Annotated in this window: 23 protein-coding genes; 6 read left to right on the top strand and 17 right to left on the bottom strand. The window is 30.5% G+C overall.

Going from position 1 to position 24677, the window contains the following annotated elements:
* Positions 1-207 precede the first annotated feature (207 nt).
* Entirely contained in the window at positions 208-558 is a 351-nt protein-coding gene (mscL, locus tag HMPREF2897_RS03300; RefSeq protein WP_002446365.1) for a large conductance mechanosensitive channel protein MscL, read from the top strand.
* A gap of 118 nt (positions 559-676) precedes the next feature.
* On the opposite strand, the gene sbcC is transcribed toward mscL, so the two are convergent.
* The 7 genes from sbcC to sosA form a co-directional block, all read right to left on the bottom strand.
* Positions 677-3706 (bottom strand): exonuclease subunit SbcC, encoded by a 3030-nt coding sequence (sbcC, locus tag HMPREF2897_RS03295; RefSeq protein WP_070592665.1) that lies wholly within the window; start codon positions 3704-3706, stop codon positions 677-679.
* Positions 3707-3709: 3 nt separating this feature from the next.
* A complete protein-coding gene (gene sbcD / locus HMPREF2897_RS03290) occupies positions 3710-4834 on the bottom strand; it encodes an exonuclease subunit SbcD (protein WP_002446363.1) in 1125 nt (374 codons plus the stop codon).
* Between the two features lie 107 nt (positions 4835-4941).
* Entirely contained in the window at positions 4942-5409 is a 468-nt protein-coding gene (locus tag HMPREF2897_RS03285; RefSeq protein WP_002457502.1) for a CcdC family protein, read from the bottom strand.
* Between the two features lie 233 nt (positions 5410-5642).
* Positions 5643-5870, bottom strand: a complete 228-nt coding sequence (locus HMPREF2897_RS03280; protein ID WP_001831215.1) for a YneF family protein — start codon at positions 5868-5870, stop codon at positions 5643-5645.
* Positions 5871-6076: 206 nt separating this feature from the next.
* Positions 6077-8065, bottom strand: coding sequence for a transketolase (tkt, locus tag HMPREF2897_RS03275; RefSeq protein WP_002446360.1), 1989 nt, complete (start codon positions 8063-8065; stop codon positions 6077-6079).
* A 231-nt stretch (positions 8066-8296) separates the two neighbouring features.
* Positions 8297-8533: a DUF896 domain-containing protein gene (locus HMPREF2897_RS03270; RefSeq protein WP_002446359.1), complete on the bottom strand. Its 237-nt coding sequence runs from the start codon at positions 8531-8533 to the stop codon at positions 8297-8299.
* A 157-nt stretch (positions 8534-8690) separates the two neighbouring features.
* Positions 8691-8924 (bottom strand): DNA damage-induced cell division inhibitor SosA, encoded by a 234-nt coding sequence (gene sosA, locus HMPREF2897_RS03265; protein ID WP_002446358.1) that lies wholly within the window; start codon positions 8922-8924, stop codon positions 8691-8693.
* Between the two features lie 143 nt (positions 8925-9067).
* On the opposite strand from sosA, the gene lexA reads away from it, so the two are divergent.
* The gene (gene lexA / locus HMPREF2897_RS03260; RefSeq protein ID WP_002446357.1) at positions 9068-9688 is read left to right on the top strand and encodes a transcriptional repressor LexA; all 621 of its coding nucleotides are present in this window, start codon (positions 9068-9070) and stop codon (positions 9686-9688) included.
* Between the two features lie 351 nt (positions 9689-10039).
* Here lexA and HMPREF2897_RS03255 read toward each other — a convergent pair whose 3' ends face one another.
* The 5 genes from HMPREF2897_RS03255 to HMPREF2897_RS03235 form a co-directional block, all read right to left on the bottom strand.
* Positions 10040-11065, bottom strand: coding sequence for a CAP domain-containing protein (locus HMPREF2897_RS03255; RefSeq protein WP_002446356.1), 1026 nt, complete (start codon positions 11063-11065; stop codon positions 10040-10042).
* A 13-nt stretch (positions 11066-11078) separates the two neighbouring features.
* Positions 11079-12056, bottom strand: coding sequence for a GMP reductase (guaC, locus tag HMPREF2897_RS03250; RefSeq protein WP_070592663.1), 978 nt, complete (start codon positions 12054-12056; stop codon positions 11079-11081).
* A gap of 153 nt (positions 12057-12209) precedes the next feature.
* On the bottom strand, positions 12210-12479 hold the full coding sequence (gene rpsN / locus HMPREF2897_RS03245; protein ID WP_001831302.1) for a 30S ribosomal protein S14: 270 nt from the start codon (positions 12477-12479) through the stop codon (positions 12210-12212).
* Between the two features lie 166 nt (positions 12480-12645).
* Positions 12646-12795 (bottom strand): 50S ribosomal protein L33, encoded by a 150-nt coding sequence (gene rpmG, locus HMPREF2897_RS03240; RefSeq protein ID WP_001831295.1) that lies wholly within the window; start codon positions 12793-12795, stop codon positions 12646-12648.
* A gap of 89 nt (positions 12796-12884) precedes the next feature.
* Positions 12885-14399, bottom strand: a complete 1515-nt coding sequence (locus HMPREF2897_RS03235; protein WP_002446354.1) for a catalase — start codon at positions 14397-14399, stop codon at positions 12885-12887.
* A 230-nt stretch (positions 14400-14629) separates the two neighbouring features.
* Here HMPREF2897_RS03235 and HMPREF2897_RS03230 point away from each other — a divergent pair, with 230 nt between their 5' ends.
* Positions 14630-16078, top strand: a complete 1449-nt coding sequence (locus tag HMPREF2897_RS03230) for an amino acid permease (protein ID WP_002446353.1) — start codon at positions 14630-14632, stop codon at positions 16076-16078.
* Between the two features lie 305 nt (positions 16079-16383).
* Positions 16384-16698 carry a hypothetical protein gene (locus HMPREF2897_RS03225; RefSeq protein WP_002446352.1) on the top strand — a complete coding sequence of 105 codons (315 nt, stop codon included), beginning with the start codon at positions 16384-16386 and terminating at the stop codon, positions 16696-16698.
* A 326-nt stretch (positions 16699-17024) separates the two neighbouring features.
* Here HMPREF2897_RS03225 and HMPREF2897_RS03220 read toward each other — a convergent pair whose 3' ends face one another.
* The 4 genes from HMPREF2897_RS03220 to HMPREF2897_RS03205 form a co-directional block, all read right to left on the bottom strand.
* Positions 17025-17831, bottom strand: a complete 807-nt coding sequence (locus tag HMPREF2897_RS03220) for a Cof-type HAD-IIB family hydrolase (RefSeq protein WP_002446351.1) — start codon at positions 17829-17831, stop codon at positions 17025-17027.
* 62 nt (positions 17832-17893) lie between these two features.
* The gene (gene thrB / locus HMPREF2897_RS03215; protein WP_002446350.1) at positions 17894-18814 is read right to left on the bottom strand and encodes a homoserine kinase; all 921 of its coding nucleotides are present in this window, start codon (positions 18812-18814) and stop codon (positions 17894-17896) included.
* A gap of 1 nt (position 18815) precedes the next feature.
* On the bottom strand, positions 18816-19880 hold the full coding sequence (gene thrC, locus HMPREF2897_RS03210; protein WP_002446349.1) for a threonine synthase: 1065 nt from the start codon (positions 19878-19880) through the stop codon (positions 18816-18818).
* Positions 19881-19885: 5 nt separating this feature from the next.
* Complete coding sequence (locus tag HMPREF2897_RS03205; protein WP_002446348.1) at positions 19886-21166, bottom strand: homoserine dehydrogenase; 1281 nt, start codon at positions 21164-21166, stop codon at positions 19886-19888.
* A 188-nt stretch (positions 21167-21354) separates the two neighbouring features.
* Here HMPREF2897_RS03205 and HMPREF2897_RS03200 point away from each other — a divergent pair, with 188 nt between their 5' ends.
* On the top strand, positions 21355-22731 hold the full coding sequence (locus tag HMPREF2897_RS03200) for an aspartate kinase (protein ID WP_002446347.1): 1377 nt from the start codon (positions 21355-21357) through the stop codon (positions 22729-22731).
* A gap of 77 nt (positions 22732-22808) precedes the next feature.
* Here HMPREF2897_RS03200 and HMPREF2897_RS03195 read toward each other — a convergent pair whose 3' ends face one another.
* On the bottom strand, positions 22809-23408 hold the full coding sequence (locus tag HMPREF2897_RS03195; protein WP_002446346.1) for a hypothetical protein: 600 nt from the start codon (positions 23406-23408) through the stop codon (positions 22809-22811).
* Positions 23409-23734: 326 nt separating this feature from the next.
* Here HMPREF2897_RS03195 and HMPREF2897_RS03190 point away from each other — a divergent pair, with 326 nt between their 5' ends.
* The gene (locus tag HMPREF2897_RS03190) at positions 23735-24607 is read left to right on the top strand and encodes a hypothetical protein (RefSeq protein WP_002446345.1); all 873 of its coding nucleotides are present in this window, start codon (positions 23735-23737) and stop codon (positions 24605-24607) included.
* Positions 24608-24677 lie beyond the last annotated feature (70 nt).

Raw genomic sequence — 24677 nt, 5'->3', positions numbered from 1 at the left:
AATTACTCCCTTCATTCGAATATTTAATTTTTCAAGTCAGTAAAATCAAAAAATTAAATTTTATTTTAAAATTTTTAACTTTACCAATACACTTTAATAGATTAACAAAGGTCTTCAACATTATCAAATTTACATAATTATAGTATTTGCTAAAATATTTATATATTGTATAATCAGAAATATATTTTAAAAGAAGGGATATGCTTTATGTTAAAAGAATTTAAAGAGTTTGCACTCAAAGGCAATGTTTTAGACTTAGCTATTGCTGTAGTTATGGGGGCAGCGTTTAATAAAATAGTTACATCCCTAGTCCAATACATTATCATGCCATTAATTGGTAAATTATTTGGTTCAGTTGATTTTGCTGAAGATTGGTCTTTTTGGGGTATCAAGTATGGACTTTTCATACAATCAATAATTGACTTCATTATAATTGCTTTTGCTTTATTTATCTTTGTTAAGATAGCTAATACAGTTATGAAAAAAGAAGAGAAAGAAGAAGAAGTGGAAGAAAATACTGTTTTATTAACAGAAATTAGAGACTTGCTTAAAAAATAATCAAATCACTATATTCAATTATAGAGACTTAAAGAAATTATGCATGTTTTTATTAAAGTATTGAAAAATCAATAGCTTTAAATTAGAGCATGTCACAAAATCTTAAGTCTCTATTTTTTTAATTTTTTCTAAATTGTGTATGACTTTCGTATTGATTGCTTGTCACTTCTAAAATCAAAGGAATGCGTTGCTTAAGCTCGCTTACATGTGAGATTATACCAACCATGCGCCCAGATGATTTTAAATTAATTAATGTATCTATCGCAGTTTCAAGTGTTTCTTGATCTAAAGTGCCAAATCCTTCATCTATAAACATAGAATCTAAAGTGATTCCACCTGATTCTTGCTGTACGACTTCACTTAATCCTAAAGCTAAAGCCAGTGATGCTTGAAATGTTTCTCCTCCTGAAAGTGAACTTATGTGTCTCGATTTATTTGAATGAAAATCAAACACGTCAATTTCCAATCCACTTAATCCTAAGGAAATGGCCTCTCTTCTAATCAGTTGATATCTATTACCACTCATAAATGAAAGTCGTTGATTCGCTTGAAAAATTATTTTTTCCAAGTAATAAATTAAAACATAATTTTCTAGTGTTAATTTATAATCATTTTTACCTGCTAATATTTCTGATAGCAAGAAAATTTCTTTTTGCACTTTTAATTCATCATCGAGGATCTGAATTATATTTTTTATGTTATTAAATTTGTTAGAGTTATTATCTATTTTATAGCTAATCGTAGCTATCTGTGAATTCGTTTCATCTAGTTTCAAGTTTGTTTTTTCTATAGATTGTCGTAAATCTTCTAAATTTAATAATTTTTTTCCTTTAACTAATTCATTGAGTCTGTTAATCTCTATTTCAAAACTTTGATAGTTCTTATTATAAATACTAATTTCTCTTTCTATTTCATCTTTTTGGGCACTTAAATCTGCAGCGCTTTTGACTTGATCATAAGACTCAAAACCAAGTTGTTGCATTTCTTTTTCCATTTTTAATTCTAAATTATTTATTTCTTTACTTGTTTGAGTTAAATTCTCAGTTAAATGTTTTTGATCATTCATTTCTATCTTTAACTTATTATTTAACTCGTTCAATTTATTTTTAGTTTTTTCTTTATCATACTCATAGTTCTCAACTTGTTTTTTAGCATGAGAATAATAAGCTTCAAAATCCTTTACTGATGAAAATTGTGAATGTCGTTCAAAATCATTAATTTGAATTTCCAGTTTTTCTTTTTGCGTGTTCTTTCTACTCAAATCTAAATCAAACTGATGTATTTTATTAACTATTTCTTTTTCTTGTTTCTCAAAATTTTCTACTAACTTATTTACGCTTTGTTGTTCATCTTTTAGTTGTTTCAAATGATTAAGTTGTTTTTGAAGCTCACTAATATCCTTCTTTTCTTGTTTCTCAAAATTTAATTCTTTTTCTCTATGATTTAATTCCTCAATTCGAGTTTCTATTTTGATTATTTCATCACGAATTTTTACCTTCTTACTTTCAAACTGTTTTATTTTATTATTTTTTTGAGCAATTAATTCAAAATCGATATGTTCTCCCAATGAATGTATTTCATTACCACAAATTGGACAAGTATCCCCTACTGACAAAGCGGACTTTATTTCATTTACAAAATCCTTTTTGTCATTCAAATCAATTAAAGTCGCATCTATATTAATTATTGATGATTCAATTTCATTTAACTGTTCTTTCTTCTCATTTAATTTACTAAGATAAGATGATTTATTTTGTTGTAATTTATCAAATAATTTCTCATCCTTTTTTTGTCTTTCATATTCATCTATAATCTTTTTCAGGTTATAAATCTCTTCAGTGTAATGATCAATAATTGCAAAATCTTTGTTTTTATCGTTCAATTCTTTCGTCAATTTTTCTTTTTTGGTTATTAAATCATTATATTCACTGTATAATCTTTTTATTTCTTCTTCAATTACCGGTTTTTGTTGATAACTACTAATAATCATATCTAATTGATTAAAGAAAACTTGGTTTTTTTCTAGATACTGATTAAATTGAGTTATTTCATTTTCTCGTGTTGATAAATGGTCGCGTTGCTTTTGAAAATCTTTAATTTCATTGCAATAGTTTGTTTCATTTAATTTTGATTGCTCATGAAGTGACTCTAATTCATCTTTACCTTTTTTTAAACTTTGCAGCCTAGTAAAATAGGTAATTAATACTTTAGATTCCTGAATCATTTTTAATTCTTGATTCAATTTATCAATATAGTTTTGTTCTTTTTTTAATTCGTCAAATTTGATTGTTTCCGCTTTTAATTTTTTAGTATTCTCACTTAATTCAACGTTCATTTTATATTTATGATTTAAATCATCTAATTCTTTAGTTATTTTAATCTTAGCATCTTCAAATGACTTGAGAATTTTGTATCCATAATCATTAAATTGTGGGAATTTTTCAATCATTTTATCTGTCTGAGAACTCTCTAATTCTTTATATAAGGCCAATTCATCATTATTAAATGTATCTATATCATTCCATAAATTTTCAATTTGAGTGTATCTATTTTCAATTTGTACTTTTTCTTGCTTTACATTTTCTACAAGTAGATGTCTAATCTCATCAAATCGCTCACTATTAAAAAGAGTTCTAAGAATCGATTGTTTGTCTTTACTATTTGACTGAAGAAACTTTTTAAATTCTCCTTGAGGCAAAATAAATAATTGACGAAATTGTTCAGCATTAACGCCTAATAATTGTACAATAAATTGATTACCTTGATTCACTTTACTTTCTCTTAATTCAAATTGATTATCAACTAATTCATATATATTTAACTTGGCTTGTGTTTTAGTTATATTCCCCTCTTTAATAAAAGGTGCTTCTCTATGAATTTTAAAGGTTTGATTATTAACTTTAAATTGATAAATTACTGACATTGGCGATTTACCATCTGCAAAATGACTTCTCAAATCTCCTTCTTTTCTAGTTTTGGTCGAAGCCATACCGTATAAAGCGTATACTATAGCATCAAATATCATTGTTTTACCAGATCCAGTTTTACCACTAATTAGAAAGAGTTGATCAGTTTCAACTTGCTCAAAATCAATACTTTCTTTAATAAAAGGGCCAAAGTTCTCCATAACTATATGTAAAGGCTTCAAATCTTATCCCTCCCTATCCAATATAAAACTTAACAAGTGCTTTATTTTGTCTGATTGAACTTGACTCAGATGTTGATCCGTCATATTTTCATAAAAATTTTCTATAATTGTCTGATCATCTTGCTTTTTGATTTCGGCATGGCTAAAATTCTCACTATGCTCAAATGCTACATTCGATAGCGCTAATATATTGGGATAAATCTGTTTCAGTTTCGTCATTGGATCAGTAACATGAGAAACATTCGTTAACTTAAAATGAAAATAATTATTTTTATTTTTTACTTTTATTCTTTCTTGAATAATATCTTCATAATCACCTTCAATAACTTCTAATTCTCTTAGAGGTTTTAAAGGAACAAAAGTTTCATTTAATATTTGATTATTTTCAATATCAAGAACTCTATATCCTTTAGATTGAGTTACTTCAGAGAAAGAGTATTGCAATATCGAACCGCTATATTTGATAAAAGAGTTATTTATACTAAATGGATGATGTAGGTGCCCAAGCATTACATAATCAAACAACCGAAAAGAATGCATATCAACTGATTCTACTGTTCCAATAGTTAATGGTCTTTCCGAATCTGAAGTTTTACCGCCCTCTATAGTTAAATGACCAATTAGTATATTTACCTTATTATTATCTATGGAACTAGACATTTGCTCTAAGCATTCGTTTAATGCTTGTTGATATGTTTCTATTTGCTTATCCTTAAAATAATTTTGCATTTCACTCACAGTTGCGAAAGGTAAAGTGAAAAATTGAACACCACTCAATTCTATTGGATCATCAATATTTTCTAGTTGAGTTCTTATGTAAAGTTGATTATTCTCAAACCACTTAGCGCCATAATTCAATCTTTCCCTACCATCATGGTTACCGCTTATCATGATTATTGGAATTTCAAGTTCTATATTTAAGTATTCAATAGTCTCTTCTAGTAAACCTATCGCTTCTTTACTTGGATATGAGGTGTCATACAAATCACCTGCAATGACTATTAAATCTGGTTGTTCCTTCTCCATATGTTGTTTAAATTGAGTTAAAATATATTTTTGGTCTTCAAGCAATTGCTTTCCATTTAAAATTTTACCCAGATGCCAATCAGCGGTATGTACAATTTTCATAATTACCCTCCTGATAAGAACGTTTGTTCGTTTCAATTCTATATGCTTTTTTTACCTTTTTCAAGTAAAAAACCACCTATCAAAATAATGATAAGTGGTTAAACATATTACTTAATAAGATTCTTTTGCAATTTTTTATATTTATAAAGCATTGCACATCTCCAAGGTACTATCATACAAAATGCGAGTAAAAAAAACATACCAGCAATTTCACCTGGATCAATTTCGCTACTTATAAATATTTTAATAACTGTTCTTATTATTAATAATGATATTAAAATAATTGGAAATGCTTTAGACCGTTTCATATAAATATTATCATCTTTAACTTCAAATCTAGAAGTCCAGATTAAAACAGTAGAAAACAAAACACCTAATATCAAAGATTCTAACATTTCCATACCAGTTAATCTAAAATATGGTACCACATACATCAATGCACCGGTAGCCATGAAAAATGGTGGTAAGATAATTTTCTTTTCATTGACTGGAAACTGTTGTGCTTTCATTCTTATCACTATAACGACAGCACCCATTAGAAATGCAAACACAATGGAAAAGACTAAATAAGCCAAATTGACACCCTCTTTTGACATAAACTTATTCGCTTAAATAATCATCTGATAGTATATCACTATCACTATAAAATTGACACTTTAAATGTTCAAGTTTTAACATTTTAATACATATATAGTATTTAATTCATTACTAGAACATAAAATTAATATATTAATAATAAGTAAAAAAAGAGCGCTACAGTTATTTTGATAAGTTTCTGTAACACTCATTAATATAATGTCTATGAACCTTACATTTTTTGATTCATATTTTTATTCATCATTGTCATCATTTGATTGATTTTCTTTTGAGATGGTTTTTGTCCCATTTGCATCATCATCATACGTAGCATTTCCTCATTGATAGGTGGATTTTTCTTTAAGTAATCTTTCATATATTTTCTAGCTAATAAGAAACCACCAATTAAACCTGCAATAAGTGCTATAACGATCAGAATAATTGCTACCCAAATTGCCATTGTTTCACCCGCTTTCTGTATCCTTATGAATTTTACTAAATTCGTTCTGTTATTTCAAGACATTCTTGAATAATAACGATTAGTACTCCATTTATTATCATAACAAAGCCAAAGATATTATTAAATTCTATTTTAATATCTAAAAGGTTACTAACCAATTTTGATGGTTAGTAACCTAAAAAGTTCAACTAAATCATTGTCTAAATTTATAATGAACGGACTTGTTTTAAAATATTTTCTTTAGTGAATCCATACTTTTCAACTACTAAATCTCCAGGAGCACTAGCACCAAAACTATCTATACCAATAACTTTACCTTCAATACCAACATATTTATGCCAACCGAGTGGTGATGCCATTTCGATAGCTATACGTTTAGTAACATCAGAAGGTAAAATTGATTCTTTATATTCAGAAGATTGTTGTTCAAATGCGTACCAGTTTGGCATAGAAATAACTCGTACACCTTTACCTTGTTGCTCTAATTCTTTTGCAGCTTCTACAGCTAAATTAACTTCTGATCCTGATGCCAATAATAAATATTCAAGTTGTTGTTCTGTTTCAAAAACAATATACGCACCTTTTCTCACACCATTTTCAACTGTTTGTTTATCAACATCCAAAGTTGGTAAATTTTGACGAGTTAACACTAATGATGTTGGCGTTTGTTCTGATTCAAGTGCAACTTCCCAAGCTACACGTGTTTCATTACCATCAGCTGGACGAATAACATTCATATTAGGAATGGCACGAAGACCTGCTAATTGTTCTATAGGTTCGTGTGTGGGTCCATCTTCACCTACAGCAATTGAATCATGAGTAAAGATGAATGTTGAATTGAGCCCCATGATTGATGATAATCGTAAAGCTGGTTTTAGATAATCACTGAATACAAAGAATGTTGCTGCATACGGATGAAGTCCACCATGTGCTGCCATACCGTTTACTGCTGCTCCCATTGCAAATTCACGTACACCAAACCATACGTTTTTACCTTCTGGAGTATCTTTATTATAATCTTTAGCTTCTTTAACGTTAGATTTATTTGAACCTGCTAAGTCTGCTGATCCACCAAAGAATGAAGGAACAAATTCACTTAATTTTTGAATTATTTCTCCTGAATCAGCTCTAGAAGCACCACTGTGATTTAAATCATATTCTGGTAAGGCATTAGCGTAATGATTTGGTAACTTACCACTCATTGCTAATTTAAATTCCTCAGCTAATTCTGGATAGGCTTCACTATAATTTTTAAGCATATTATTCCAAGCCTCTTCATTTTCATTTGCACGTTTTAACATTGTTGATTTAAATATTTCGTATACATCTTCAGGAACATTAAAACGTTTTTCAGGATCTAATCCATATTCTTTAAATGTAAGTGCACGTTCTTCTTCACCAAGTGGGGCACCATGAACTCCATTTGAACCAGCTTTATTAGGAGAACCAAAACCAATAATAGTTTTAACTTCGATAATAGTAGGTCCTTGTTGTGATTTAGCTTGAGTGATTGCATTATCAATCTCATCTAAATCGTTACCATTTTCAACTAGAATATAGTTCCAACCATAGGCTTCAAAACGCTGTTTTGTGTCTTCAGAAAATGATTTATCTAAATCTCCATCTAAAGATATATCATTTGAATCATAAAGGACAATTAATTTATCTAACTGATTATGACCTGCAAAAGATGCAGCTTCATGTGAGATACCTTCCATTAAGTCACCATCTGACGCTAGTACATAAGTGTAATGATCAACTATATTAAATTGGTCCCTATTAAATTTACCTGCTAAATGACTTTCTGCTAACGCCATCCCTACAGACATGGCAAAACCTTGACCTAATGGACCAGTAGTAACTTCTACGCCATCAGTATGTCTATATTCTGGATGTCCAGGCGTCTTCGAACCCCATTGTCTAAATTGTTTAAGTTCTTCAAGTTCTAAACTACCAGAGACATGTAATAAGCTATACAATAAAGCCGAACCATGACCTGCTGATAGAATAAATCTATCTCTATTAAAAAAATCTTTAGATTGAGGGTTAAAATTAAGGTGGCGCGTCCATAAAGTATACGCCATAGGTGCCGCTCCCATAGGTAATCCAGGGTGTCCTGAATTTGCTTTTTCGATTGCATCAATGCTTAAAGCACGTATCGTATCTATAGCTAATTGATCTTTTTCATTAAACATCGTTGTGTCTTCCCTTCTACAATTAATATCTATTTTTAATTATAACTTATTTTATTTTAAAATGATAAAGAAAAATCAGATAAATTAGATCTAAGGATATAACTGGATTCAAACTATATACCTAGTTTAACTCCCTAAAAGTTAATTAAAAATAAATTATTTCTAAGTAAATCATCAATGACTACGAAAATTTTCAACTTATATATCAATGATGAGTCGAACTCTATTGTTTTATTTATTGTGATTCTCTTCTTGTATCTTTTTTAACTTTTCAGGTGTCACATCATTTCCTTCAGGATCAATGACCTTAGTATTTTCTATCTGTTGTTTAAAACCTTTTCTAAATTCTTCTAAATACTGTTTTCTTAATTTAGTCTGTTCTTTAGCCTCTTCATTGGTTAAGCCCTGTTCTTTCTTTTTTCTGGCTAATTCATTTATTCTATCAATATTTAAATTTTCTTTACTCATTTGAAACCTCTTTCTTAATGCATAAAATTTTATTGTTATGATAATAATTAACAAATATTCTGTTAGTTTTAATGATACTTATTACTTGAGTAGAATATATCAAAAAAATAAGCATAACCAAATTGTTACGCTCATTTTACAGTAGATAATATGAAAATTAATTGACTAATGCGAACACAGACTGATCATTCTGTTCGCTATTTTGTTTGTCTTTATAGTTTTGAGTAGTTCCTTTTTGATTATGTTGATGAATCTTGTGGTCAGTCATTTCGTACGTTTGTTCTGATTGAGCACCTTGGTTAACGCTTAAAAAGAAAGTTAAAAAAACAATACAAGACACTATTACTATTGCCATATATGTTAAAAATTTATATTTGTATTTTAAAATCATCCAATATCACTCCTAGAACATTTGTTTGTATAAGTAATTTATCAGAACATAAGTTCTGTGTCAACAACATTGCGAACAAATGTTTGTTAGAAAAGGTAATTAATGATATAATTATCTCAAACAATAATAAGGAGTGCCTATTTATGAGAGAACTCACTAAGCGACAAAGTGAAATATATGATTATATTAAGAAAATTGTTCAAACAAAAGGTTATCCACCAAGTGTTCGAGAAATTGGCGAAGCTGTCGGTTTAGCTTCAAGTTCTACAGTACATGGACATTTATCTAGATTAGAAGAAAAAGGATATATAAGAAGAGATCCTACTAAACCTAGAGCTATCGAGATAGTTAGCGAACAATTAGATGAGGTAAATGTAGAGGAAACAATTCATGTTCCGGTTATCGGTAAAGTTACGGCCGGCGTTCCAATTACCGCTGTAGAAAATATAGAAGAATATTTTCCACTACCAGAGCACTTAACTTCAACACATAACAGCGATATATTTATTTTAAATGTAGTTGGGGAAAGTATGATTGAAGCTGGAATATTAGATGGCGACAAAGTAATTGTACGAAGTCAAACTATTGCTGAAAATGGTGATATTATAGTAGCTATGACTGAAGATGAAGAAGCTACTGTTAAACGCTTCTATAAAGAAAAAAATCGTTATAGACTACAACCTGAAAATAGTACTATGGAGCCTATTTACTTAGATAATGTCATTGTAATAGGTAAAGTAATAGGATTATATAGAGAAATGTAATAAATTTATAATCAATTTCTTATTTTTAAGTGTAGGCCTCCTTATATTTTTTATATGGTTTAAAAACAATACCCTAGGACAGCCACTAATGTCCTAGGGTATTTAATATATTAATCTCGATGCCAGTGTTAGTGTTAAGATAACGGCTTTTATCAAATTTTTTACTCTGAACTACACCTGTTGTGAGAGAAAAATTCAATACAACTTCTGACCAACCGATTTTGTTTTTTTGTTCTTATCTAATATTTCTTTCACTTTTTCAAGTATATCAGTTTGCTTTTTACTTTTTTGCTTCATATTTATCTACATCCTTACGGACTATTTATACCCATAAGTCATATATATAAACATTTAACTTGTATAATTTTCAGTCCAAAAGGGTTGTCTTCGATCATTGAAATATACACCTACGCCTAAATAATCAAAATGAGTGTTTAAAATATTCTTTCTATGCCCCAATGAATTCATCAAACCTTCATGTGCATAGATACTATTCAATTGTCCATATGCTAAATTTTCTCCAGCAGCTTTAAATTCGATTCCATCTTTTTTTAATCTATCAAAAGGAGAAAGTTTCTTTTCATTTACATGGTCAAAGTAATTATGCTTAACCATGTCAATACTATGCTTACGCGCAGTATGAGAAACATCCTTGGAATAATCTAATGTTTTTAAGCCATGTTGTTTTCTTTCAGCATTAACAATGTCAAAATTTTGCAACTCAAAACTCTTTGCAAGTAATTTAGATGGTCTACCATATTGATATCTTAAACGATTTTCCATTTTCTCACTCACTTGTAATAATGACTTCACACCATTATCTCTGTGTTTATCATAAAATACTGTGGTATAAATATGGTCTTTATGGAAAACATCATACTCATTACTTTTTACATCAAAACCAACTTTTCCTTTTTTTATAACTTGAATCGGGGACCCATATCTTTCCCTAACAACATCTTTAGGAGTATCATACTTAATTTGAGATTTAGATGAAATAAGATTTTGATTTGTATACAATGCATTAACATGATTGTTAATATAACTCACCATCAAAAATTGATTATAATCATTTGAATAATATGTGTACCAATTTGTGCCATACACACTCGAAGTCATACGCTTATGCCGTCCCAACTGTGCTTCAACATCTTTTCTAGTCATATTCATCTGTATATTGTTGATTGCAAATTCTTGTTTTTTAGGAATCGCTAATTGAGTATTATCGTCATTTGAATCAGAATCAATCCATCGATTAATTTGATGACGTATATCATTTTGAGCTTTTATCATAAAAGTAGTTTCTTTGACTGGCGTAAAAATAACGATGCAAAGTAAAACTGTAATCAATAAAAGAAATCTTTTAATTGTATTCACCTACTACTTTTTACTAATCTCTATCACCATTAAAAATTGAATTTCTAACTATGACGTAATCAACTGTTCTTAATGACTTCAAGTCCTTTCCTCCTGCATATGAAATTGAACTCTGTAAATCTTGTTCCATTTCAGTAAGCGTATCTTTAAGAGATCCTTTGTGTTCTACAAACATTTTTTTACCTTCAACGTTCTTATGTTCACCTTTTTGATATTCTGAGGCACTACCAAAATATTCTTTATATTTTTTGCCATCTAGCTCGACGGTTTCACCCGGTGATTCCTCGTGGGCAGCAAACAAAGACCCAATCATCACCATAGAGGCACCAAAACGAATTGATTTGGCTATATCACCGTGGGTTCTTAACCCTCCATCTGCAATAATAGGTTTTCTAGCTGCCTTATTACAAAGGTTTAACGCAGAAAGTTGCCAACCTCCTGTACCAAATCCAGTTTTAATTTTAGTAATACATACTCTTCCTGGACCAATACCTACTTTTGTAGCATCTGCACCAGCATTCTCAAGTTCTCTTACTCCTTCAGGAGTCCCAACATTTCCAGCTATCACAAAACTATTTGGTAAATGTTTTTTTATATGCTTAATCATATTTATAACTGAATTTGAGTGACCATGAGCAATATCAATTGTTATATATTCTGGTATGAGCGATGAAGAAGCTAATTTTTCAATAAAATTAAATTCGTTTTCTTTAACACCAACAGAAATAGAAGCAAATAACCCTTCATGATGCATTTTTTTTATAAATGGAATTCTATTTTCTTCATTAAATCTATGCATGATATAAAAATAATCGTTTTCTGCAAACCATTGCGCAAGTTCTTCATTCATGACTGTTTGCATGTTTGCTGGAACAACTGGCAATTTAAAAGTACGAGGCCCAAATTTAACCGAAGTATTACACTCAGATCTACTTCCAACAATACATTTATTGGGAATTAATTGTATATCTTCATAATCAAAAATTTTCATCTTTTTTAACCCCTTACAATAGAATTAATCTTCAAAATATTTATTCAATATACGAATAATACCTTTAATTTTGTAAAAATCATTCATATTATTCATCCTTTTTAAATGTACATTGTTTTTCTTCTATTGTAAATGGACCTAAGTAGTAAATTTTTACCAACTAGATTTTTTTACACCTGGAATTTGACCTTTATGCGCATGTTCTCTAAATGCAATTCTAGACATTTCAAACTTACGTAACACACCTCTAGGTCTACCAGTTACTTTACATCTTCTAGTTAGTCTAGTTGGAGATGAATCTCTTGGTAACTTTCTTAATGCTTCGTAGTCTCCTTTTGCTTTTAATTCTTTACGTAACTCGTAATATTTATTTACTAATTCTTGTCTTTTTTGCTCTTTTGCTATTTTAGATTTTTTCGCCATATATTATAACCTCTTTCTATAAATCGTAATTATTACGTTTTATAGAATAACATATATTTCAAAATATACAAGTGAAAATCCTTCTATCTATGTATAAACTAAAAAAACTCCCCTATGAGTTAAGGAGAGTTTTCGTTTCAAATTGTCGTATTTGAAAGATAAGTAATTATTTTGTTTCACGATGTAACGTATATTTATTTAATCTTGGGCAATATTTTTTCATTTCAATGCGTTCAGGATTATTACGTTTATTTTTAGTAGTAATATAGTTACGATCGCCACACTCTGTGCAGGCTAATGTAATATTTACGCGCACGTTAAACACCCTTTCTAATGTTGTTAGGAATTCTTACGATTTAAGATTGTATCATAAAATTCAGTGGTAAGCAATCTATGAATTTTAGATTATTTAAAGTTTTCATATGTTTCGTCTTGGTTTGTCTCTAAATCAATTTGATTGATATCAAAATCTAAAGCTTTTGCTACACCTTTCCCATATTCTGGATCAGCTTTATAGCAGTGGCGAATGTGGCGAACTTTGACATCTTTAGAGACCCCATCCATTGCATTAGCTGTATTTGTGAAGATACGCTCTTTTGCATCTTCGGACTGTAATCTGAATAATTTACCTGGCTGTTCAAAGTAATTGTCATCATCCTGGCGATAATTATATTCATAACCATCACCATCTGTCGGGAATGGTGGCTTCTTGTGTTCAGGCTGTGACTCATATATACCTTGATTATTAGGATAATAATGTGGGCCTCCACCTTGGTTATTATCTAAGAAACGCATTTGTCCATCACGACTAAATGGACACAAGTTCTCAACTCCAACTCCCTTAGGTTGATTGACAGGAATCTGCCAATGATTAACTCCTAAACGATAACGTTGGGCATCTCCATATGAGAATAAACGTCCTTGTAGCATTTTATCTGGTGAATAATCTAACCCAGGAACAATATTTGTAGGCGCAAACGCTGCCTGCTCTACATCAAGAAAATAATTCTCAGGATTACGATTCAACTCAAATTCTCCCACTTCAATCAGTGGATAGTCTTTTTTATACCATACCTTTGTTAAATCAAAAGGATTGTCTGGATGATTTTTAGCTTGTTTCTCTGTCATAACTTGAATGTACATTTTCCATTTTGGATAATCTCCATTTTCGATAGCATTATATAAATCCCTCTGTGAAGAATCTCTATCCATACCTACAATTTTAGCTGCTTCCTCGTCAGTATAGTTTTCAATTCCTTGTTGTGTACGGAAATGATATTTAACCCATACACGTTCACCTTTATCATTATACATAGAATACGTATGAGATCCGAATCCATGCATATTTCGGAATCCTTTTGGCATACCTCTGTCTGACATTAATATTGTCACTTGATGCAATGCTTCAGGGAGACCTGTCCAAAAGTCCCAGTTATTTTGTGCACTTCTCATATTTGTACGTGGATCTCGTTTTACAGCACGATTCAAACTAATAAATAGTTTAGGATCTCTAAAGAAGAAAACTGGCGTATTGTTACCTACTAAATCCCAGTTTCCATCTTCAGTGTAGAATTTCAAAGCAAACCCACGTATATCACGTTCTAAATCTGCTGCTCCACGTTCTCCTGATACGGTAGAAAAACGTGCAAACATCTCTGTTTGTTTTCCGACTTCTGAGAATATTTTCGCATTTGTATATTGTGTGATGTCATTTGTAACTGTGAACGTTCCAAATGCACCTGAACCTTTCGCATGCATACGACGTTCAGGAATCACTTCTCTATCGAAGTGAGACATTTGTTCTAAATAATAAACGTCCTGCATTAATAATGGTCCACGTTGTCCTGCTGTCATACTATTTTCTCTATCCGAAACTGGAGCACCAAAAAGTCCAGTTAATTTTCCATCCTGTTTTGACATAGCAAGCTCCCCCTCACCTTTATATTTAATATTGATTACTATGTAGTACCCATTTTAATTAAACCCTTTTCCGATAGCAAATAAACTTATTTTAAAGTTATTGTTAGAAAAATATAAGAAATATCAGAAAAATTTAACAATTACGCTTTAAAGTACTAAAAAGTTATTGAATAGTATCTTTAAAAAGATTAAAATGAAGGATATATTTTAAGATAGATGGGAGACGGCATATGGAAGATAATAATATGAAACGTGGTCTCAATTCGAGACATATATCCATGATAGCTATAGGTGGCGCTATAGGTACTGGACTTTTTGTGGCAACTGGAAGTGTCATTTCTCAAGCTGGTCCGGGAGGAGCTATATTAGCTTATATACTAATTGGTATCATGCTTTATTTTTTAATGTCATCAATAGGAGAATTAGCAACTTTCTATCCGGTTTCTGGTTCTTTTAGTTCATACTCTACCAGATTTGTTGATTCGTCACTTGGTTTTACAATGGGTTGGTTGTATTGGGGTATGTGGTCACTTGTAACAAGTGTAGATATCATTGTTGCTTCCAATGTATTACAATATTGGGATGTATTTAAAGTTTTAAATCCACTTACATGGAGCTTAATTTTTTTAACTCTGTTGTTTTTAATTAATATTTTTTCTGTTAAAGCTTTTGGAGAAACTGAGTTTTGGTTATCACTTATCAAAGTCATTACTATAATAGTATTTATTATTTTTGGAATTATGATGATTTTCGGTATTCTTGGTGGTCATACATATGGCTTTGAGAATTATACAAAAGGTCAAGCACCTTTTGTCGGTGGAATATCAGGCATATTAAGCGTTCTTTTAGTTGCTGGATTTTCAGTTGGTGGTACTGAAGTAGTTGCAGTAACAGCTGGTGAATCAAATAATCCTGAAAAATCAATGCCTAAAGCTATCAAACAGGTATTTTGGAGAATATTACTCTTTTACGTATTGTCTATAGCTGTGATAGCTGCCATCATTCCATATACGGACCCACTTTTACTTAATGAAAGTGAGTCTGTATCACAAAGTCCGTTTACAATTGTTTTCGATAGAATAGGAATCGCTTTTGCTGCATCAGTCATCAATGCTGTTATCTTAACATCATTATTATCAGCAGCTAACTCTGGTATTTATACAACAAGTAGAATGCTATTTTCTTTAAGTGCTGATAAACAAGCACCTAAATTCTTTGGAAAACTCAATGATAAGACTAAATTACCTATGCGTGCATTAATTACAACATATATTATTATTGTATTAGTCATTGTTTATGCTAATTTTAATGCTAATGCTGTATTTAACTTATTAAATATCATAGGATCTATGGTTATTGTCGTTTGGGGATCTAGTATTTGGTCACAAATTAGATTAAGACAAGCAATTAAAAAACAGGGTAAAAATCCAGATAAACTGTTGCCATATAAAGCACCTTTTTACCCAGTAGGACCTATTATTGTCCTTTTCACATTATTATTCTTATTATTAGGTAGTTCCTTTGGTAGTATCGCATCTGGTGATATTTTAGGTGTCATTCGAAACTTTACACCATTATTTATTCTAGCAATCATCTATATTGCTCATAAATTAATCAAACGGACACATTTTGTCAAACTGGAAGAAATAGATTTAACTCCGCATAATTACAAGAATTAATTATTAAGAAGGCCTGTGACGTGTGTATTTGCCACAGGCCTTCTTAATATTAGTAATTGATAGTTGACCCCAAAATGCTTACATCACTTTCAATATCAATATCCTCGATGCTAAAGAGTACTTCATACTTAATTTTTACTGAAAATATACATCGTGACTATAGACTGTGTTGGAGCTTCGAATTCGATAGGAATTTTGTTCACCTTCTTATTTATGATTTAATACCGTACATAAATTTTCGTTATTTTATGATTAAAACTTATAATGTATAATAAAGATAATAAAATGGTATAGAGGTGGATAACATGGTTGGACAAACAAATTTATTCGATGATGTTATAAAGAAAGAGGAACGCTTTGTTATAGTTGTTCAAGCACTTGAAGAAAAAAATGGTAAGCTCTTAAAACGGACTTTGAGAGAATATCCAAGCTTAGAGCACACGCAAATGAATGACCTTTTCTCTCATCTTAAAGAAGTATTTCTTGAAGAACCTTTTGGTGTCAATCAATCAGCATATAGTATTACAGTTTATACAAATCTAGATTATGCTGCAGATCAAGTCTATGCACATGTTAAACGCTTTAAAGGGAAACATGACTGGACACATACTGCGAAATAGCAAATCAATTAAAAATGTCGATTTTTAATTGATTTGAAAGAAAAGGAAAAGTAAACAAAAATTTAAATATATTCATTGGCATGGATGAAGATTAATTATCTAACTTATATAATGAATAAAGAAGCCCGTAAATAAATTTTGAAAATTCATTTACGGGCTATTTTTCTAGGAATTATGTCACAGACTCATATAATATATTAACATGAAAAGTTCTTACTTATATTTATATCGACGTTGTTTTATGACTTACCACTCATAGGCAGAGAAGTCAGTTTCAATTAACCTTAAAATTATTAATTTTCACACTAATTCATTGAAATAATGCTTTAAACCAAAATTTCTTTTAATGCATAAGGAATACCATTAGAATTATTATCTAAAGTTACTTCGTCAGCAATTTTCTTGAGTTCATCGCTAGCATTTCCCATTGCTACAGAATATCCAGCAACTTCAAACATTGACTTATCATTCAAACTATCCCCGAATACTATGACTTCTTCTAGAGGAATTTGTAATCTTTTACAAAGTGCTTTTATTGCGTTTCCCTTCGAAACATTCTTTGCCATAAACTCTAGGAAAAAAGGCTTACTCGTTGTCACATCAATGTCTTTATTGAAGTTACCATCCAATTCAATACGTGCCTCAGTAATATGACTTACATAATCCACACCCATAACTTTAGGCACACTATGATTAATATATTCCTTCAAATCAGCAACACGATTCATAGTTAATCCGGTAAGTTGTGATTCTATGTTCATGTATTCATGACTACTATCGTGAATGATATATCCATTATCATAAGTAAGTACTAAAAAGTTCTTATCTCTACAATAATCTACAATATTATCGAAATTTTCTTTTGAAACAGGCTGATCGACCTCTACATTCTCATTAGCCATATTTATAGTTTTACCTCCATTATAACTAATAATGAAGCTATTGTATTTATTTAACTCTAAATCTCTCGCAGTAGGTAACATACCTTCTGTTGGACGACCAGAGGCCAATACCACATAATAACCACGCTTTTGAATATCTAATAAGTAAGATTTTGTCTCAATGGACAATTTATTATCACTGTTCATTAAAGTATCATCCATATCTAAAACTACCATTTTATACTGAGTCATATAGTATAGAACTCCTTTCAAGAGTTATTAAAAGTTTATTCTTAACTATATTTTACAATAATTTAGGACTTTAGGTACACTACTTCCTCTTTAACACCCATTTCATTAATTGTTACTAGTTCTGAAGCACAATTATTAATTTTCTCACGTAGTGTTCTAACTAATTTACCACTTTTTTCTTTTGGACAAAGAGTGAGTATCGTAGGTCCAGCTCCACTTATAACGGTTGCATATGCATCATGTTGACGTGATAGTTGACGTACTTGATTGAATTCTGGAATAAGATGTTGTCTATATGGTTCATGAAAACCATCTTGTTCCATCATCTTTCCAGCAAGTTTATATTTGTGCTGAATGAGAGCACAAATCATAGTGTTACTAATGGCACTATTTTGCACAGCACCTTTATGTGAAAATGTATCGGGTAATACCCTTCTAGAGTCTTCAGTGCGAAGCTCATATGGAGGTATAGTTAAAATTATATCTACGTGCGGAATTTCTATTCTAGCAACATCTGTTATTTTAGTTATTGGATTATAAAAACCTGCAATCAAACCTCCATATATTGTAGGTGCTACATTATCAGGGTGTCCCTCAATTTCAGTCGCTAGCTGTAACAATTCGTATTTAGATAATTGAATATTACCAAAGTAATTAGCAATAAAAAGAGCCCCGACTAATGCAGAGGCAGATGAACCTAATCCTCTAGCTAATGGAATATCACTTCTCATTTCGATTTGCAAGTTTGGGAGTGTAACATTGTATTTACGCGCAACATTTACAGCAGTTTGATAAATATAATTATTGTCATCTTTAGGTAAACCTTCTAGTTCTGAACTATAATATTGAAAATCCCAATTAGATTTTTCAATCTTACGTATAGACATATGCAAATATTTATCCAATGCCATACCAATTGAGTCAAATCCTACGCCTAGATTCGCGGTTGATGCAGGGATTTTGAGTTTTAAAACTTCCTCCATACTAGATTGCCCCTTTGATATATCTGATTATACTTTCTTTATTATTGGGTAAAGGTTGGATAGGATTATCTAAAAGAGAAATAGCTGTGTCAGGATCTTTAAGTCCATTCCCAGTTAATATTGCTACTATCTTTTTACCTTTAGGTAACTTACCAGAGCGATGAAGTTTGATTAGACCTGCAATTGAAGCATTACTCGCTGGTTCACTAAAAACACCTTCCTTTGTTGTCATTAATTGATAAGCTTCTAAAATTTCTTCATCTGTCACACTATCAATTAAACCGTTTGATTCATCGAGTGCATTAACAGCTTTTTGCCAACTAGCAGGATTCCCTATTCGAATAGCTGTAGCTATTGTTTCTGGATTTTTGATTATTTTATTTTGAACAATTGGAGATGCTCCTTCTGCTTGGAAGCCAAACATTTGTGGTAATTGAGTATTCTTTTTATTATGATACTCAACAAATCCTTGCCAATAAGCAGTTATATTACCTGCATTTCCCACTGGTATTGCTAAAATGTCAGGGGCTTGACCATCTAACTGTTCAACAATTTCAAAGGCACCTGTCTTTTGTCCTTCAATTCTAAATGGATTAACAGAATTAACTAATTCAATTTCATCATTTTCTTCAGCAATCTCTTTGACAATTTCAAGTGCTTCATCGAAGTTTCCTTCTATAGACACAATTTCTGCACCATACATAACTGCTTGTGATAATTTACCCAATGCTATTTTACCTTCAGGGATTACAACAATTGCTTTTAAACCAGCTCTTGCAGCATAAGCAGCTGCTGATGCTGAAGTATTACCAGTAGAAGCACAAATAACAACTTTTTTCCCTTGTTCTTTTGCCTTTGTTACAGCCATAACCATACCACGATCTTTAAATGAGCCAGTCGGGTTTGCTCCTTCATATTTAACATATAATTGAATATCTAATTTTTGAGAAAGATTTTCACAATAAATAAGTGGTGTATGTCCTTCATTTAGTGTTAGTGCCGGTGTAGATTGATTGACTGGTAAATATTCTTTAAATTCTTTAACTAATCCTTGCCATCTTTTCATAATTATTAAACTCCCTCTACAGGATAAACTTTCTTGACATTAAATCCTGATTGATTTAAAACTTTTTCTGGAGATGTTTCTATTCCAGTAACAATAATTGCATAGGTATCTTGATCCCTCTCAACGAGTTGCAACGATTTATGAAATGGTAATTTCTTTTTTATGTCATATTCAACTTTCTCCAAAGATTTATGACTGTGACTAATTACTATATAGTAATTAGATTTCTCTTGAATAACCACTGGTTCTGCACCATCCATCATTTCTTTCGTTTCCTCTGTCTTTAATTCAAAATGAGGTGGTAAAGTGTGTAAGTTTGATTCAAAGAAAAGTGCCACATTTAATAAGTCACTTACAACTGCACTTCCTGTTGCTAAACTACCTGCACCTTTACCATAAAACATTGTATCGCCAACAGCATCACCTATAACATATATTGCATTGTATTCGTTCTCTACAGCTGCAAGTTGGTGATTCTTATGTATCAGTGTCGGTTCCACTGAAGCATTCACATATCCATTTTCATATGTACCTTTACCTATTAATTTAATTTTATAATTTAATGCGCTTGCTGCATTGATGTCTGCTAATGTTATGTCACTAATTCCTACCAATTTAACATCATTAAGTTTAATGACTTGGTTAAAAGATAAATAAGATGTAATAACTACCTTTCTTGCAGCATCTACACCTTCTACATCATCTGTTGGATCAGCTTCAGCAAATCCTAATCTTTGTGCTTCTTCTAACGCATCTTTAAAAGTTGTTTGTTCATGAGTCATTTTTGAGAGAATAAAGTTAGAAGTTCCATTAAATATTCCCATAAATTTAGAAATATTATTTGCATTCAGTCCATTATTAATAGCATTGACAATAGGGATACCACCTGCCACACTTGCTTCAAATTTAAGAGCGACGCCATTTTCTTCAGCTAAGTCTTCTAACAATTTTAAATGGATAGCTAGTAAATCCTTATTTGCTGTAATCACATGTTTTTTATTTTTAAGGGCTGTTCTTAACCAATCAACAGTAGGTTCAATACCACCCATAACTTCAACGACTATATCAATAGAATTGTCATTTAAGATGTCATTAATATCTTCTGTAAGATGATATTGACTAATATTTAACGGACGTTTCTTAGATTTATCTCGGACTAGAATATGTTTAATGACAATATCCTTATTGATGGTGTCTTTAATCTGTTGTCTATTCTCTTCAATAATCTTTACAACACCTGATCCGACAGTTCCCAAACCAAGTAATGCGATATTTAACTCTTTCATGTAAATTACCTCCGTTTGTGCTTTTGAGAAAAACAATTGTACTGTTGAAAAATACTAGATAATGGTTTAGTATAAAATCATTCTAAATTTTTGTAAAGTTCTTAATATTGAAAATATAAATCTATATTACCATGCTTAATCAGAAAACTAAATAAAATTTTCTGATTTTTTAGAAAGGTAGGAAAATTATGAAAGTTGCTAAGTTTGGTGGAAGTTCTGTGTCAACTGCAGAACAAATTAAAAAAGTATTAACTATTGTGAATGAAGATCCTGAACGTAAAATCATTATCGTTTCAGCTCCAGGAAAAAGGCATAATGACGACATTAAAACTACTGATTTATTAATTCGTCTCTATGAAAAAGTACTTAATAAATTAAATTATGAAAGTAAAAAACAAGAAATTATTCAAAGATATGCTGATATAGTAGAAGAATTAGGTATAGGAAATGACATTCTAATAACAATTAATGATACTTTAGAGGAATATATTAAAGATCTTTCTGACAAACCTAACCGTTTATATGATGCTTTATTGTCTTGTGGCGAAAATTTTAATGCTCAATTAATAGCCCAATATAATAATAGTCAAGGTATTCCTACTCGTTATATTTCTCCTAAAGAAGCTGGATTAACCGTAACTGATCTACCACAACAGGCTCAAATTTTAGATTCCGCATATAATGATATATACAAATTGCGTGATTATGATGAAAAACTAATTATTCCTGGTTTTTTCGGAGTCTCAAAACAAAATTATATCGTTACGTTTCCACGTGGTGGTTCTGACATAACTGGCGCTATCATAGCACGTGGCGTTCGAGCCTCACTTTATGAAAACTTCACTGATGTATCAGGAATATATAAAGCTAATCCAAATATCATAAATAATCCTGAACTCATTGAGGAAATAACTTATAGGGAAATGCGAGAGCTATCTTATGCAGGATTTGGAGTTTTTCACGATGAAGCCCTACAACCTTTATACAAAGATCGAATTCCGGTAGTTATCAAAAATACTAATCGTCCGAATGATAAAGGGACATACATTTTACATGACCGTGAAATTGATTCTAAAAATGTCATTAGTGGAATTAGTTGTGATAAAGGCTTTACTGTAATTAATATTAAAAAATATTTAATGAATAGATTAGTTGGATTTACACGAAAGATTCTTGGCGTTTTAGAAGAATTTAATATATCATTTGACCACATGCCTTCCGGTATTGATAACATAAGTATTATCATGCGTACAAATCAAATTCAAGGTAAAGAAAGTCAAGTTCTTAATGCCATACGCAAACGTTGTGAAGTTGATGAATTAAGTATCGACCATGATTTAGCAGTACTAATGATTGTTGGTGAAGGTATGAGTCAAGTTGTTGGTACAGCTAGTAAAATTACTCACGCCCTTTCAGAATCAAACATTAATTTAATAATGATAAACCAAGGTGCTTCTGAAATTTCAATGATGTTTGGAATTCATGAAGCAGATGCTGAGAAAGCAGTATTATCTACGTACGAATTTTGTTACAACGGCGTTTGTTTAAAAAATTTGTGTAAATAAAATAAAAAAGATTTCTACATCACTTTCAATACATAAAGTAAATTTATTAACTCTGTATCAATGATGTAGAAATCTTTTTAAGATATCTTTTTAGCCGAACTATTTACTATAGCCTTTTTAATACGCTGTTCACCTACTACTAATTTTAAAATATAGAATTGATAATAACTAAGAGAATCAATAACAGCTTTATAATTACTAAACTGATGATATTTTTGTTCACTCATTAAATCATACATAAGAACTATTTCTGGCTTGATATAATCTACGTTCCAACTTAAAGAATGAAAATATATATTATTTTTAGGTAAACGTATATGATGATCTAGCCTAAATAGCCATTCATCATTTACAACATCATAAACAAATATTGTCATGACTTCTGTATCGTTTTTAAATATTTTAACATGTTCAACATCTGATAAAGATAAAGATTCTCTTAATCTTTCATTTAGCTGTTCATCATAATAATGAATCGTAAATTCTTCAGGAATCACTCTGATAATTTCCAATAACTTTTTGCGCTCAACACAAATATCTACTTTCGATGGTAATATAAAATCATCATTTAGAAATAGATGCATCGCTACCTCGCCGTGAAATTTGAATAAATGAGATGATGTTTTCCTTAAAATTTCGACTATTTTATTCACTGGTTTTTCTTCTTTAACGTACATGTTACCACCCCTAGAGCAAGCGCTTTCATAGTTAATTATACATTCTTTTTTTCACTTATCAAACAAATAAATGTGAACATTTAGTGAAATTTATTTTATTTTCAATAAAATTATTTTCATAAAAAGTTACTGTATCACTATTTGCTTCGCATATGATAGGGCTCTCATAAAAATTCACGAAAAATTAATTGATATGTAAATATTTCGTCACTACTATTTGATAAAACACATTTCCCCTCTCCTTTTCATTGAACTCAAAATTTAAGAAGTTTATAATTTATCTTGCAAATAGAATTTATTATATTAAAAGATTTGGGTGAGTAGTAATGTCTTTAACAATTATCTTATCTATAATAATTATTATTTTGATTATGGCTATGGTTCTTAATCAAAAATTTATGAAAGATAGGATTGAAACAGAAGAATATGCTAGAAATCAATTAATCTCTAAAAATTCAACTTTAAGTGAAGAAAATTTATCGTTGAAAAACCAAATGTTAAGTACAAACAATGACGTCGGTCAGCACGCTTTTAAAAACGCCAAGCGTGAATTAAGAAAAATATTAAATCGATTTAAAGAAGAGGGTCGTTTACGATCATTTACAATTGTTCCTACGAGTAATTTGGCTGTTAAACATCCCCTTTTCGAATATGCACGTTCATTCGATTTTATTATCATTACTGATGTTGGTTTGATAAATGTGGATGTTAAAAATTGGAACCAAAAAACGTTCTATCATTTTGATGTGCCAGATCAACATCTTGAAGAAGGACAACCACAATATAATACCGAAAAGGTTGTCGGACATTATATTAGCAATCGATATCATAGTCAGTTTAAAACTACACGTTCTGGTGTCTATACTTTTATTGAGATTTTACAGGATAATCGTGTAATATATGAATTTTATGACCACGATCCATACGATAAAGCTGCAAACAATGCAAAAGCATTAAAAGATAAAATTGAAAATGATTATAATTTTAAAATTCAAAGTATTGGCGTCATCTACTTTAGTGATGGTAGCGTTAATATTATTGAAGGATCCGACGAGAGTGATAAATATGTTGACACCGTATCTACTCCGATATCACTTGAAAAAGTAATTGAGGATGCTATCGATTTATCTAAGCACCCCCTTACTGATAAACAAATCGAAGAAATTTCTGAAAGCTTTAAACAACATATGAATAATTAAAATTCAAAAAAGAGGCTGGGACATAAAGTTCCAAGATAAATAAAAAAAGACAATTTCTATTGAAATAATA

This window comes from Staphylococcus sp. HMSC065D05 (assembly GCF_001813195.1).
Taxonomy (GTDB): domain Bacteria; phylum Bacillota; class Bacilli; order Staphylococcales; family Staphylococcaceae; genus Staphylococcus; species Staphylococcus epidermidis.
The sequence above is the reverse complement of the archived record's forward strand: the minus strand, read 5'-3'. Positions and strand labels throughout refer to the sequence as shown.

Bases quoted from the DNA above. Each gene is read 5' to 3' on its own strand.
- HMPREF2897_RS03190 (WP_002446345.1), top strand. From the start codon at position 23,735: ATGTCTTTAACAATTATCTTATCTATAATAATTATTATTTTGATTATG.
- mscL (WP_002446365.1), top strand. From the start codon at position 208: ATGTTAAAAGAATTTAAAGAGTTTGCACTCAAAGGCAATGTTTTAGAC.
- HMPREF2897_RS03195 (WP_002446346.1), bottom strand. From the start codon at position 23,408: ATGTACGTTAAAGAAGAAAAACCAGTGAATAAAATAGTCGAAATTTTA.
- HMPREF2897_RS03270 (WP_002446359.1), bottom strand. From the start codon at position 8,533: ATGAGTAAAGAAAATTTAAATATTGATAGAATAAATGAATTAGCCAGA.
- HMPREF2897_RS03230 (WP_002446353.1), top strand. From the start codon at position 14,630: ATGGAAGATAATAATATGAAACGTGGTCTCAATTCGAGACATATATCC.
- rpsN (WP_001831302.1), bottom strand. From the start codon at position 12,479: ATGGCGAAAAAATCTAAAATAGCAAAAGAGCAAAAAAGACAAGAATTA.
- HMPREF2897_RS03220 (WP_002446351.1), bottom strand. From the start codon at position 17,831: ATGACTCAGTATAAAATGGTAGTTTTAGATATGGATGATACTTTAATG.
- HMPREF2897_RS03205 (WP_002446348.1), bottom strand. From the start codon at position 21,166: ATGAAAGAGTTAAATATCGCATTACTTGGTTTGGGAACTGTCGGATCA.
- HMPREF2897_RS03200 (WP_002446347.1), top strand. From the start codon at position 21,355: ATGAAAGTTGCTAAGTTTGGTGGAAGTTCTGTGTCAACTGCAGAACAA.
- tkt (WP_002446360.1), bottom strand. From the start codon at position 8,065: ATGTTTAATGAAAAAGATCAATTAGCTATAGATACGATACGTGCTTTA.
- HMPREF2897_RS03225 (WP_002446352.1), top strand. From the start codon at position 16,384: ATGGTTGGACAAACAAATTTATTCGATGATGTTATAAAGAAAGAGGAA.
- HMPREF2897_RS03280 (WP_001831215.1), bottom strand. From the start codon at position 5,870: ATGGCAATTTGGGTAGCAATTATTCTGATCGTTATAGCACTTATTGCA.
- thrB (WP_002446350.1), bottom strand. From the start codon at position 18,814: ATGGAGGAAGTTTTAAAACTCAAAATCCCTGCATCAACCGCGAATCTA.
- HMPREF2897_RS03235 (WP_002446354.1), bottom strand. From the start codon at position 14,399: ATGTCAAAACAGGATGGAAAATTAACTGGACTTTTTGGTGCTCCAGTT.
- thrC (WP_002446349.1), bottom strand. From the start codon at position 19,880: ATGAAAAGATGGCAAGGATTAGTTAAAGAATTTAAAGAATATTTACCA.
- sosA (WP_002446358.1), bottom strand. From the start codon at position 8,924: ATGATTTTAAAATACAAATATAAATTTTTAACATATATGGCAATAGTA.
- guaC (WP_070592663.1), bottom strand. From the start codon at position 12,056: ATGAAAATTTTTGATTATGAAGATATACAATTAATTCCCAATAAATGT.
- sbcD (WP_002446363.1), bottom strand. From the start codon at position 4,834: ATGAAAATTGTACATACCGCTGATTGGCATCTGGGTAAAATTTTAAAT.
- lexA (WP_002446357.1), top strand. From the start codon at position 9,068: ATGAGAGAACTCACTAAGCGACAAAGTGAAATATATGATTATATTAAG.